Origin of the sequence: Comamonas sp. NLF-1-9 (genome assembly GCF_019195435.1) — a bacterium.
Taxonomy (GTDB): domain Bacteria; phylum Pseudomonadota; class Gammaproteobacteria; order Burkholderiales; family Burkholderiaceae_C; genus Comamonas_C.
Window position 1 is genome coordinate 2,984,581 of the sequence record NZ_CP078069.1, and the last position, 12,294, is coordinate 2,996,874.

Below are 12,294 nucleotides of genomic sequence, written 5' to 3' on the forward strand. Positions count from 1 at the left end.
TTGATACCATCTTCACATGAAGCGCAAACACGCGAAGACATTGGAGCTGCTGTTTCACCGACCCGTATCCGCCAACGTGGCCCATGCGGACGTCATGGCCTTGCTGCAAGAGTTGGGCGCGCAGATTGAAACCAGTCGCGAAGGCTCGCGGGTTGCCGTGGTGCTCTTCGGGCAGGTGCGGGTCTTGCACAAACCGCATCCCTCACCCCATATGGACAAGGGCGCGGTAGCGGCACTGCGCGACTGGCTGGAGCACAACGGAGTGACACCATGAGCACGATGAACACCATGGAGCTGGACGGCTATACCGCCGTCATTCAGTACAACCCCGAAACAGACGCATTTCGCGGCGAGGTGCAGGGCATCAATGGTGGTGCCGACTTTTACGGCAAGACGCCCGAAGAATTGCGCCGCGAGTTCCGCGCCTCGCTGGACTTCTTCCTGCAGACCTGCGCCAAGCATGGCATTGCGCCGCGCAAGGCGGCCAGTGGCAAGTTCATGGTGCGCCTGCCCCAGGCGCTGCACGAGCAGGCCGCCACGGTGGCGGCGGCGCACGGCATCAGCCTCAACGCCTTGGTGGAGCGCGCCTTGCGTCATGAGGTGCAGTCGGCGTAGGGCAAAGATCGTGATCAAGTTGCTTGAGGTCACATCACTTGGCAAACACCGGCTGGCACTGGTGTTCAGCGATGGCGTGCATGGCGTTTTTGATGGCGGCGCACCCCGTGAAGTCTTCAGCTTTGGACTTCGCGCGCTCAAAGCTACACTGAAACAGTGCGCCGACGTATCGGCATCCGATGGATCCACACCCGGAGTACGACATGACATCCGCCGTTCAAACCCTCAGTGCACAGGCCTTGAAGCTGCCGCCGAAGGAACGCCTGCAGGTGGTCGAGCAGATTCTGGACAGTCTCGACCAGGCTGGTGCGTCCATCCGCGATCTGTGGGCGCAGGAAGCCCAGGCCCGCCTGGCTGCTTACCGGCGTGGAGAAATCGGCGCGGTGGCGTTGCCGGATGTGATTGCGAAGTACGCGATCAGCACCTCTGGCGCATGAGCCTGCGCAGGCGGAACTGGATGAAGCCGTTGCGTGGTATGCCGACCAGGCACCGGGTTCGGGCGAGCGCTTTTTGCTTGAATTTTTGCAGGCGCTGCGGCTGATCGAGCAGTTTCCGCTGGCCTGGCATCCGTTGACGCCTGATCTGCGGCAGTGCCGTCTGCAGCGTTTCCCCTACAGCGTGATCTACGCCACAGACGACGCGGGGGTGTTGGTGCTTGCGGTTGCGCACCAGCATCGCAAACCCGGCTATTGGCGTGATCGGCAGCGCACGCCGTAGCGCATGGGCTTTTCCGTGCGATGGCGTTTGTCTGCTGGCTTGCCACAGCATCGAGTAACCACAGTTCCAACTCTTCCTGCGTCTACGGCCTAGAATTTTTGCCCCACCCACCCACAGGCCAGCCGCATGTCCCAGGGACACATCCGCATTCGCGGAGCCCGTCAGCACAACCTCAAGAACCTCGACCTCGATATCGCTACCGGCACGCTGACGGTGGTCACCGGCGTGAGCGGCTCGGGCAAGTCCAGCCTGGTGTTCGACACGCTCTACGCCGAAGGGCAGCGGCGTTATGTGGAGACCTTCAGCCCCTACGCGCGCCAGTTTCTCGACCGCATGGACAAGCCGGCGGTGGACAAGGTGGAGGGCGTGCCGCCGGCGATCGCCATCGACCAGACCAACCCGGTGCGCTCCAGCCGCTCGACCGTCGGGACGATGACCGAGCTCAACGACCACCTCAAGCTCTTGTTCGCGCGCGCCGGCCAGCTCTTTGACCGCCAGACCGCGCTGCCGGTGCGCCACGACACGGCGCAGAGCATTCATGACGAATTGCAGCGGCGCTGCGCCCAAGAGGAGGATCCGCGCATCGTTTTGACTTTTGCCACTGAGCTGCCTGGCGGCACCAGCCCGGAGCAGATGCAGCAGTGGCTCTCGGCCAGCGGCTTCACCCGCGTGCAGGCCGAGCGCGAGGTGGGCGGCAAGAAGCTGCTGGACGTGGTGGCCGATCGCTTTCGCTTTTCGAGGGTCGAGCGCGCGCGCGTGATGGAGGCGCTGGAGACCGCGCTGCTGCGCGGCGGCGGGCGCATGGCGGTATATGTGCCGGGCGAGGACGGAGAGACGCGGGACATCTGGCGTTTTTCCACCGGCCTGCACTGCCCGGAGAGCGACATCCGCTACGCAGAGCCGATTGCCTCGATGTTCTCGTTCAACTCGCCCGTGGGCGCGTGCGAGACCTGCCGCGGCTTTGGCCGGGTGATCGGCGTGGATTGGGGGCTGGTGATTCCCGACGAAAAACTCACGCTGCGCGCCGGGGCCATCAAGGCCATCCAGACCCCCGCGTGGAAGGAAATCCAGGACGACCTGATGCGCTGGGGCGAGGCCGCCGGCATTCCGCGCGACACGCCGTGGAACAAGCTCACCGAAGCGCAGCAACGCTGGGTGATCGAAGGCACGTCCGACTACCGCGAGGGCAACTGGAACCGCCAGTGGTACGGCATCAAGCGCTTCTTTGCCTACCTGGAGACCAAGGCCTACAAGATGCATATCCGCGTGCTGCTGTCCAAGTACCGCAGCTACACGCCTTGCCCTACCTGCAGCGGCGCGCGCCTGAAGACCGAGAGCCTGCTGTGGCGCGTGGGCAGCAAGGCGGATGCGGACGCGGTGCTGGCACCTGCCGCGCGCTTCATGCCGCCGGGTGTGCAGTGGAGCCGGGCACAGCTGGAGGCGTTGCCGGGGCTGTGTTTGCATGATCTGGTGCTGCTGCCGCTTTCGAAGTTGCGCCAGTTCGTGCAGCGTTTGCTTCTTTCTCCCTCCCCCTCCGGGGGAGGGCAGGGGTGGGGGCCGACGGCGCCAAGTTCAAGCGATCTGGTGAGTGTGGAGGCTGCTGGCCCCCACCCCCACCCTCCCCCAAAGGGGGAGGGAGCCAACGCGGATGCGCAGGCGCGCCAGCAAATCCTCGAAGAAATCGCCACCCGCCTCCAATACCTCTGCGAGGTCGGCATTGGCTACCTCACGCTCGACCGCCAGAGCCGCACGCTCAGTGGCGGCGAGGTGCAGCGCATCAACCTGACCACGGCGCTGGGCACCTCGCTGGTGAACACGCTGTTCGTACTCGATGAGCCCAGCATCGGCCTGCACCCGCGCGACATGGACCGCATCAACGTGGCGATGCGCCGTCTGGTCGATGCGGGCAACACCTTGGTCGTGGTCGAGCACGACCCGGCGGTGATGCTCTGCGCCGACCGCGTCATCGACATGGGCCCGGGGCCGGGTGAACGCGGCGGGCAGATCGTCTTCGATGGCGCCGTGCCCGCGCTGCGCCAGGCCGACACGCTGACCGGTGCCTACCTGGGCGCGCGCAAGTCCGTCGGCATGGGCTTCAAGCGCCTGGTGACCGAAGCCACGCCGCGCCTGATTCTGGAAGGCGCGCGCGAGCACAACCTGAAGAACATCACGGTGCAATTCCCGCTGCAGCGGCTGGTCACCGTGACCGGCGTGTCCGGCTCGGGCAAGTCGACGCTGATCCAGGACATCCTCGCGCCTGCGCTGATGCGCCACTTTGGTCGCGCCACGGAAGCACCGGGCGCGCACGACCGGCTGCTGGGCGCGGACCATTTGAGCGATGCGGTCTTCGTCGACCAGTCGCCCATAGGCAAGACGGCGCGCTCCAACCCCGCGAGCTACGTTGGTGCGTGGGACGCGATGCGCGAGATTTTTGCCGCCGCGCCGCTGGCCAAAGAACGCGGCTACAGCGCCGCCAAATTCAGCTTCAACAGCGGCGACGGACGCTGCCCGACCTGCGGCGGCTCGGGCTTTGAGCATGTGGAGATGCAGTTCCTCTCCGACGTCTATCTGCGCTGCCCCGACTGCAACGGCCAGCGCTACCGCCCCGAGGTGCTGGAGGTGCGCGTGGAGCGCGGCGGGCGCCTGCTCAACGTGGCCGACGTGCTCGAGCTCACGGTGAGCGAGGCGGCGCAGTGGTTTGCCGCCGACGCCGAGGTCAGGCGCGCGCTGGCGCCCCTGGCTGACGTGGGTCTGGAATACCTGCGCCTGGGCCAGCCCGTGCCCACGCTCTCGGGCGGCGAGGCGCAGCGCCTGAAGCTCGCGGGTTTTCTCGCCGAGGCCGCGCGCTCGCGCGCCAAATCACGTCAGCCGATGGCGCGCAAGGGCCAGCTTTTTCTCTTCGACGAGCCGACGACGGGGCTGCACTTCGACGACATCGCCAAGCTGATGCGCGCGCTGCGCAAGCTGCTCGATGCCGGGCATTCGCTGATCGTGATCGAGCACAACCTGGACGTGATCCGTGCGAGCGACTGGGTGATAGACCTCGGCCCCGAGGGCGGCGATGCGGGCGGAGAACTGATGGCCGAAGGGCCGCCCGAGGAGCTGCGCCAGCACCCCCGCTCATACACCGCGCAGGCGCTGCGCGAGTACGAGGCGGCGCTGGGCGTGGGCGGGCACGGCGTGCAGGAGGCGCGGGCTTTTCTCCTTCCCCCTTTGGGGGAAGGCAGGGATGGGGGCCGGGGCGCATCCAGGGCAGTGGCGCATCTCGCAAGCGCCGCTGGCCCCCACCCCAACCCTCCCCCAGAGGGGGAGGGAGAAATACAGATCATCAATGCCCGCGAGCACAACCTGCAGCACCTGTCGGTCAACATCCCGCGCGGCAAGTTCAACGTCATCACCGGTGTCTCGGGCTCGGGCAAATCCACGCTCGCCTTCGACATCCTGTTCAACGAAGGGCAGCGGCGCTACCTCGAATCGCTCAATGCCTACGCGCGCTCCATCGTGCAGCCGGCCGGCCGGCCCGAGGTGGACGCGGTCTACGGCATCCCGCCGACGGTGGCGATCGAGCAGCGCCTGTCGCGCGGCGGGCGCAAGAGCACCGTGGGCACGACGACCGAAATCTGGCACTTTCTGCGCCTGCTCTACGTCAAGCTCGGGGTGCAGCACTGCATCCACGACGGCGCCGCCGTGCAGCCGCAGAGCGTGGAGAGCATCGTCGCCCAGGTGCTGCGCGACTACCGCGGCCAGCACGTCGGCCTGCTCGCGCCGCTGGTGGTGAACCGCAAGGGCGTCTATACCGAACTGGCCGACTGGGCGCGCCCGCGCGGCTACACGCACCTGCGCGTCGATGGTGAATTCCTGCCGACGACGGGCTTTCCGCGCCTGGACCGCTTCAAGGAGCACAACATCGAACTGCCGGTGTTCAGCCTGGATGTTTCGCCTGCCGACGAAGCCCTGCTGCGCGAGCAACTGGAAAACGCGCTGGCACTGGGCAAGGGCGTGGTGCAGGTGCTCAGCGCAATGGACGGCCTGCAAGCCGCGCTGGCGCAAGGCCTGCCGACTGCGGGCATTGGCAGGGTGCAGGTCTTCTCCACACAGCGTGCCTGCCCGGTCTGCGCCACGAGTTACGCCGAGCCCGACCCGCGGCTGTTCAGCTACAACAGCAAGCACGGCTGGTGCCCGGACTGCATGGGCACCGGCGTGCAGCTCACGCGCGCACAGCGCAAGGTGATCACGGAATCCATGCAGCCCGATCGGGAACTCGGGCGCGAAAAGACCTTTGGCGAGCCTGAACTCGAAGACCTGGAGGATGTGGCTTGCCCGACTTGTGAAGGCACCCGGCTGAACCCGGTGGCGCGCGCGGTGCTGCTGGAGTGGGACGATCGCGACGTGGATGCTCCTCCCCCCGCTGGGGGGAGGCTGGGAGGGGGGCTAGGCGGCGGTGGAGATGGTGTGTCGCCAGCCCCCACCCCAGCCCTCCCCCAAAGGGGGAGTGAGCAGAACACCGGGGTGGCCATCACCGAGCTGGCACGCTGCTCCGTCGAGCAATTGCGCCGCTGGTTCGGGACGCTGCAACCGACGGGCCGCGCCCAGGAGATCGCGCGCGATCTGCTGCCCGAGATCGAAAGTCGCCTGGCCTTTCTGGAGGAAGTGGGCTTGTCCTACCTCACGCTCGATCGCGGCGCGCCCAGCCTCTCCGGCGGCGAGGCGCAGCGCATCCGCCTGGCGGCGCAGCTCGGCAGCAACCTGCAGGGCGTGTGCTACGTGCTCGATGAACCGACCATAGGCCTGCACGCGCGCGACAACCGCATCCTGCTGAACGCCTTGCAAAGCCTGAGCGACAAGGGCAACACCCTGGTCGTCGTCGAGCACGACGAAGACACCATCCGCCGGGCCGAGCACCTGATCGACATCGGCCCCAGCGCCGGCAAGCGCGGCGGCCGGCTGATCGCCGAGGGCAGCGTGTCCGACATCGAGGCCGCGCCCGATTCACAGACCGGGCGCTATCTGCTGCACGCGATGCGCCACCCCTTGCAGGCGCGGCGGCCGGTATTGCCCCTTGCGACGTCGCGGGAGGGCCCTCTCTTTCCCCCTCCCCCTTTGGGGGAGGGCAGGGGTGGGGGCCAGCGGGGCACCACCAGTGAATTTGAGGAAAATCAGCCTCAAACGCTTGCCCAGCAAGCGCAAGCAGCTATCAATGCAGAAGCTGCCAGCCCCTACCCCAACCCTCCCCCAAGGGGGGAGGGAGTGGATACCGAAGCCATCGCGCACTCCTTTCTCCAGGCTGCCAGCCCTCACCCCCACCCTCTCCCAGAGGGAGAGGGAGTGAATGCCGACGCCTTCACCGACGTGTCTCCTCCCGCTGCGGGCGACGGGGCTGTCTTGCTCCCTCCCCCTTTGGGGGAGGGCAGGGGTGGGGGCCAGCCCGGCATCACTGAAAAACATCAATCAAATCAGCCTCAAACGCTTTCCCAACAAGCGCGAGCAGCTATCAACGTGGAAGCTGCCAGCCCTCACCCCCACCCTCTCCCGAAGGGAGAGGGAGTGAATACCGCTGCCGTTTCCGCTCCTTCTTCTCCCGCTGGAGTGACGATCGCCGCCGTTTCCTCTCCCTCTCTCCCCGCAGGGGGAGAGGGCAGGAGTGAGGGAGCGCTCGCCCCCGCCCTGCGCTGGCTCACCGTCCACGATGCCCACCTGCACAACCTGCACCATCTCACCGCCCGCGTGCCGCTCAACCGCTTGGTCGCCATCACCGGGGTTTCCGGCTCGGGCAAATCCACGCTCGCGCGCGACGTGTTGTTGACCAACGTGGCGGCCTGGGTCGCCCAGCGCCAGACCAAGGCGGGACGTGACGCAATGGACAAGGAAGGCAAGGCGCCGCCCCTGGTCGGCTGCACCGGTCTGTCGGGCTTCGAGGCGATAGACCGGGTGCTTGAAGTCGACCAGACGCCGATCGGCAAGACGCCGCGCTCCTGCCCCGCGACCTACATCGGCTTCTGGGACCTGATCCGCAAGCTGTTCGCGGAAACGCTTGAGGCCAAGGCGCGCGGCTACGGGGCGGCGCGCTTCTCGTTCAATACCGGCGAAGGCCGCTGCCCCGCCTGCCAGGGCCAGGGCATGCGCACCATCGAAATGAGCTTCTTGCCCGACGTGAAACTGCCTTGCGAGGTCTGCCACGGCGCGCGCTTCAACCCCGAGACGCTGGCCGTCACCTGGCGCGGCAAAAGCATTGGCGAGGTGCTGCGCATGGAAGTGGACGAGGCGGTCGGTTTCTTTGCCAGCATGCCGGCCATCGCGCACCCGCTGCAATTGCTCAAGGACGTGGGCCTGGGGTATCTGACGCTGGGCCAGCCCTCGCCCACGCTCTCGGGCGGTGAGGCGCAGCGCATCAAGCTGGTGAGCGAACTCACCAAGGTGCGCGACGACGTCACGCGCCGCGGGCAAAAAACGCCGCACACGCTCTACGTGCTCGATGAGCCCACCGTCGGCCTGCACATGGCCGACGTGGACAAGCTGATCCGCGTGCTGCACCGCCTGGTCGATGGCGGCCACAGCGTGCTGGTGATCGAGCACGACCTGGACGTGATCGCCGAGGCCGACTGGGTGATCGACCTCGGCCCAGAAGGCGGCGCAGGCGGCGGGCGCATCGTGGCCGCCGGCACGCCGGAAGACCTGGTGCGCCTGGGTACGCACACCGGACAGGCGTTGGCGCCGGTGCTGGCGCGCGGGTGACTTCAGGCCGTACGGCCCTGCGCGGCTTCGCCGTGCGCGGCCATCTGGTCGATCGCCAGCGCCGAGTGCGCATACGCACCGCCCGCGCGCATTTCGGCCGCGACCCAGATCGCTTCCATGATCTGGCCCTCGGTCGCGCCGGCCTTGAGCGCGCCTTCGGTGTGGCCGCGGATGCAGTACGGGCACTGCGTGACGTGCGCCACCGCCACGGCAATCAGTTGCTTGGTCTTTGCGTCCAGCTCGCCGGCGGCAAAGGCGGCGGCGCTGAAGGCGCGGAAGGCCTCGAGCTGCCGGGGCGCGAGTTCGCGGCGCTTGCGGGCGATGTCGGCATCGCCGAATTTCGGGAACATGGCGTGGTCCATGGTGTTTACTCCGATTGCTTCGCGTTCAATCCATCGTCGCCCAGCAGATAGCCGCGCAGGGCCACGGCGTTGTTCACTTGCTCGTCGTGCGCGCCGTAAACCAGGGTGATGACGCCGCTGCGCGCGCGCTCGCGCAGCGCCTCAAAGGCCTCTGGGTGTTCGGCCAGTTCGGCGGCATAGCGGCGGCGGAATTCCGGCCAGCGCTCAGGGTCGTGGTCGAACCATTTGCGCAGCTCGGCGCTGGGCGCCAGATCCTTGTTCCATTCGGCCAGTTGCAGCGCTTCCTTTTTCACGCCGCGCGGCCACAGACGGTCGATCAGGATGCGCTCGCCGTCCTCGGGCGCGGGGTCTTCATAGGCGCGCCGGATGCGCACGTGACTGGCGGGAATTTTCTGGCTCATGGCTTGCGGCTCCAGACCCTTCAGGATACGCCTGCGCGACTGACCTGTCGCCCCCATGGGCATGGCGCGTGGCCGAGGCGCGCTCAGCTGCGCCAGCGCAGGCGCAGCCAGAAGGTAGGCGGCACGCGCCCGTCCAGCGGGCCCTGGATCGAGGTGACGAGCGACCAGCGCCGCTCGCGCAGGTCCATGGAGTGCATCAGGCCCAGCGTCCAGCCCGCTCCTTCGACGGTCTCGTTGGACATCTGCGTGAAGCGGCTGCTGCGGTAGACCAGCGACAGCAGCGTGTAGTCGCGCCCGCCATGCTTCCAGACGTTGACCAGCACCCCGGTGTGGCGCGGGAAGCCGGGCAGGGCCTTGCCGGGGAAGTATTCGCCGGTGTTGCGCGAATGGCTCCAGGTGTAGCCCGTCAGCACGCTCCAGCGCGACGAGAGGATGCGGTTGTAGGCGAGGGCTACCTGGCTGAGCCTGCCCCGGTCAAACTGCGGGTCTCCGTTGTAGACGTCGACGACGCCGGTCTGCGCGGTCTGGATCAGCGGGCCGAGTGAACCGACCTTGTCGCTGTAGAGCACTTCCAGCGGGTAGAGCATGCTGCCGTTGTCGTACTGGGCATTGGTGATTTTCTGGTGCGACAGGCTCAGCCAGGCAAAGCTGCGCCGGTCGATTTCCCAATCGAGCTGCATGGCCAGCTTGCGCGCCAGGCTGCCGGGAATCTGGTACTGGTAGTCGATCGGGATGGCGCCCACGGACACGGGGGCGAGCGTGTGCGAGCTCGGCGAGTACATGCTTTCGACGTAGGCGAAATGCAGCGCGCGCCCCGGCGCGAAGCGGTAGGACAGGCCCAGGCGGGGGCGCAGCCGGCGCCGCTGGCGGCCCGCGTCGTCGTAGGGTTCGGACAGATCTTCACCGGTCTGGCCCAGGTATTGGCGATAGCGGTAGCCCATGTTCAGGCGCGGCCAGCTGGCCATGGCCGAGCCGCTCCACGGCCCCTGGCCGTATTCCCAGGCCAGCCAGGGCATGTCGTAGCGCAGCCGCGAGTGCTCCGCACCCGTCACCAGGCTGTAGCTGCGCGCGCTGTCCAGGTCCACGCTGGCCCATTCCCAGCCGGCGGACCAGCGCATCGGGCCCTGCTGCACGGTGTGGCGCAGCATCCAGGCGCTGTGCGCGTCCGCGCCGCGGTAGCTGTAGGGCCCGGCCGCCTCGTCGTTCGCGAGGTAGCGGGTGCCAAAGCGCGCGCGACTCCATTGCAGCCAGGTCTGGCTGTCCGCCGACCAGCGCCAGGAGCCGCCCAGGTCGGTGCGGCTGAACGGCTGGCGTATGGCGCCCTCGAGCGTGCCGTCGGAGAAGCTTGCGCCGCCGGGGATCCAGGTGCGCGCGCGGTCTTCGTCGTGCAGCAGCAGCAGACTGAGCCGGTCGCTGGGCTTGATGCCCAGACCCAGGCGCGCCGCGCCCGAATTCATGCGCGGGCTGAAGGGGCCGCCGCGGGGGTGGAAGTCCATCGCGTCCAGGCCTACGCGCCAGGCCATGGGCACGGGTTGGGTCCTCAGGCCCCGGTGCCCGAGCTCCACGGCGCCTGCGTGGCGGTCGGGGTAGCGCCCGGCGCTCATGCCGGCGATCCATTCGCTGCCTTCCATCGGGAGCACGGGGGCGGTCCTTTCACTGGCGCCAAAGGCCAGCGGGTCGGCCAGGTAGCCCTGGTGCATTTCCGAATCGCGGGCAAAGCCGCTTTCGTAGCGGTCGGCCATGAAGAAGTGGCTGCCGGCCCACAGCGGGTAGTAGGACTGCCGGGCATAGGCGCGCGCCCAGTGTTCCAGGCCAAAGTCGGCCAGTGCCTTGCCCAGGTTGGCCGAACCCTGGCTGTCGCTCTTGAGCGGCTCGAGCGACTTGAGATAGGGCAGGCGCACCAGGGCCTCGCGGGCAGCGGCGATCGCCTCTTCGGCCTGGCCGTCGTCGTTGCGCAGGATGGACTCGATCTGCCAGGGCAGCGGGTCGTTCGGGTCGGCCAGGCGCGCCCGCGCCAGCGCATCCAGCGCTGCCGGCAGGTTGCCCAGCTGGTATTCCGCCACCGCCAGCCAGACCTGCGCCTGGGCGTAGCGCGGCTCGATCACCAGCGCCTTGAGCAGCTGGGTGCGGGCCAGCTCGGCTTCGCCGCGCTGCAGCGCCAGCAGGCCGTCACCGGCCAGCGCCACGTAGTCGCCGCCCGATTGCGCCAGAGCCGCAGCAAAGCCCTCGGCGGCCTCGGCGTGGTGCAGCGCCTGGGTGTCGGCAGTAGCGGCGCGCGCGCGGATTTCGGCGTTGTCGCCCTGGCGCTGCAGCGCGCGCGCCAGGGTCTCGCGTGCTGCGGCCAGGTCGCCGCGCTCCAGCAGGGCACGCCCCAGACCGGCTTCGGCCTTGGCCTGCTCGGCATCACCGCGTGCCTGGGCCACAGCCTGGCGGTACAGCGCCAGCGCGGCCTCGCCCTGGCCCTGCAGGCGCCGGGCATCGGCGTCGGCCAGCAGCAGGGCGAAGGCCTGCGGGGCTTGCCGGCGCGCATCGGCGATGAACTCGCGCGCCTCATCGCCCCGGTCCAGCGCCTGCAGCAGTTGCGCGCGGCGTGCCGCCGCGCGGCTGTCGCGCTGCGCCTGCCACAGCGCCAGCAGGCTCTGCTGCGCCGCATCCAGCCGGCCGTCCTGCGCCTGCAGCTCGGCGCGCAAGCGCTGCGCCAGTGCGTCGTCGGAGGCTGTGGCCAGACGCGCGTCGACCTCTTGCTGCAGCGCCTGGAGCTGACCAGCGCGCAGCGCCTGCGCCGCCCGGGTCTGCCAGGGCAGCGCGGCGGCATCGAGCTCGGGCCAGAGCCTTGGCACCAGCGCCGGCGCCATGACCCACTGCACGCGCTCGCGCGGGTTCACCAGACGGTGCTTGACGGGCGCCTGTCCCGGCACGACGGTGGCCTGCTCGGACGGGCCGACCTCCACGCTGCCCTGCGCGTTGGACACCGCTATCAGGCCCGAGAGCACGGTCAGCGTGGTGTGCCCCTGCGCATCCACCTCCACGTCCCAGTCGGTGCCGCGCACCGCCGCCACGGCCGCGGGGGTCTGTAGCTGCAGGCCGGCGGCCTGGCCCTTGGTGCGCGTCCAGATGCGCCCCAGCCCCAGTTCCAGCCGCGTCTGGCCGGGGCGGGCGTCGCAAAGTCGGATGCGGGCCTGCGCGGCCATGCGGATCTGGGTGCGGTCGGCCAGCAGCAGCGCGGCCGAGGACAGTGCCAGCGTGCGCATGTCTGCGCCGGCGTGGAGCTGCTGGGAAAGGGCAGCGGCGGTCCAGGGTGCATCGGCCTGTGCACGGGTCTGCCCCTGGCCGCTCAGCGCGACGATCTGCGCCGCCACACCATCGGCACCGGCCACGGCCGTGCAGGGCGGGGTTTGCGCCCATGCGACGCCCAGGCACCCGAACATGGCGGCCCACACGATTGCCAGGCGCTTGCGCATGCGCTT

Annotated in this window: 7 protein-coding genes and 2 pseudogenes; 6 read left to right on the forward strand and 3 right to left on the reverse strand. The window is 68.4% G+C overall.

Annotated elements, in window-relative coordinates; genetic code table 11:
- The first annotated feature begins 16 nt into the window (after positions 1-16).
- From KUD94_RS14415 to KUD94_RS14895, 6 genes and pseudogenes are all read left to right on the forward strand, one after another.
- Positions 17-274: a type II toxin-antitoxin system HicA family toxin gene (locus KUD94_RS14415; protein WP_218237853.1), complete on the forward strand. Its 258-nt coding sequence runs from the start codon at positions 17-19 to the stop codon at positions 272-274.
- The gene (locus tag KUD94_RS14420; protein ID WP_255568869.1) at positions 271-615 is read left to right on the forward strand and encodes a type II toxin-antitoxin system HicB family antitoxin; all 345 of its coding nucleotides are present in this window, start codon (positions 271-273) and stop codon (positions 613-615) included. Before KUD94_RS14415 ends, KUD94_RS14420 begins: the two co-directional genes overlap by 4 nt.
- A 203-nt stretch (positions 616-818) precedes the next feature.
- A complete protein-coding gene (locus tag KUD94_RS14425; RefSeq protein ID WP_218237854.1) occupies positions 819-1,052 on the forward strand; it encodes an addiction module protein in 234 nt (77 codons plus the stop codon).
- Positions 1,018-1,332 carry a type II toxin-antitoxin system RelE/ParE family toxin gene (locus KUD94_RS14430; RefSeq protein ID WP_255568872.1) on the forward strand — a complete coding sequence of 105 codons (315 nt, stop codon included), beginning with the start codon at positions 1,018-1,020 and terminating at the stop codon, positions 1,330-1,332. Before KUD94_RS14425 ends, KUD94_RS14430 begins: the two co-directional genes overlap by 35 nt.
- Positions 1,333-1,458: 126 nt before the next feature.
- Positions 1,459-5,286, forward strand: a pseudogene (gene uvrA / locus KUD94_RS14890) (excinuclease ABC subunit UvrA); the annotation flags it as partial.
- Positions 5,287-5,838: 552 nt separating this feature from the next.
- A pseudogene (locus tag KUD94_RS14895) lies at positions 5,839-8,064 on the forward strand (hypothetical protein); the annotation flags it as partial.
- Between the two features lie 2 nt (positions 8,065-8,066).
- Here the strand turns inward: KUD94_RS14895 and KUD94_RS14450 are convergent.
- The 3 genes from KUD94_RS14450 to KUD94_RS14460 all read right to left on the reverse strand — a co-directional run bounded on the left by KUD94_RS14450 (position 8,067) and on the right by KUD94_RS14460 (position 12,288).
- Positions 8,067-8,426: a carboxymuconolactone decarboxylase family protein gene (locus KUD94_RS14450; RefSeq protein WP_218237855.1), complete on the reverse strand. Its 360-nt coding sequence runs from the start codon at positions 8,424-8,426 to the stop codon at positions 8,067-8,069.
- A gap of 5 nt (positions 8,427-8,431) precedes the next feature.
- Positions 8,432-8,827, reverse strand: a complete 396-nt coding sequence (locus KUD94_RS14455) for a DUF488 domain-containing protein (RefSeq protein WP_218237856.1) — start codon at positions 8,825-8,827, stop codon at positions 8,432-8,434.
- An 83-nt stretch (positions 8,828-8,910) separates the two neighbouring features.
- A complete protein-coding gene (locus KUD94_RS14460) occupies positions 8,911-12,288 on the reverse strand; it encodes a FecR domain-containing protein (RefSeq protein WP_218237857.1) in 3,378 nt (1,125 codons plus the stop codon).
- Between the last annotated feature and the right edge of the window lie 6 nt (positions 12,289-12,294).

Excerpts from the sequence above, each read along its gene's own strand:
- KUD94_RS14415 (WP_218237853.1), top strand. The coding sequence starts at position 17 with ATGAAGCGCAAACACGCGAAGACATTGGAGCTGCTGTTTCACCGACCC.
- KUD94_RS14420 (WP_255568869.1), top strand. The coding sequence starts at position 271 with ATGAGCACGATGAACACCATGGAGCTGGACGGCTATACCGCCGTCATT.
- KUD94_RS14425 (WP_218237854.1), top strand. The coding sequence starts at position 819 with ATGACATCCGCCGTTCAAACCCTCAGTGCACAGGCCTTGAAGCTGCCG.
- KUD94_RS14450 (WP_218237855.1), bottom strand. The coding sequence starts at position 8,426 with ATGGACCACGCCATGTTCCCGAAATTCGGCGATGCCGACATCGCCCGC.
- KUD94_RS14455 (WP_218237856.1), bottom strand. The coding sequence starts at position 8,827 with ATGAGCCAGAAAATTCCCGCCAGTCACGTGCGCATCCGGCGCGCCTAT.
- KUD94_RS14460 (WP_218237857.1), bottom strand. The coding sequence starts at position 12,288 with ATGCGCAAGCGCCTGGCAATCGTGTGGGCCGCCATGTTCGGGTGCCTG.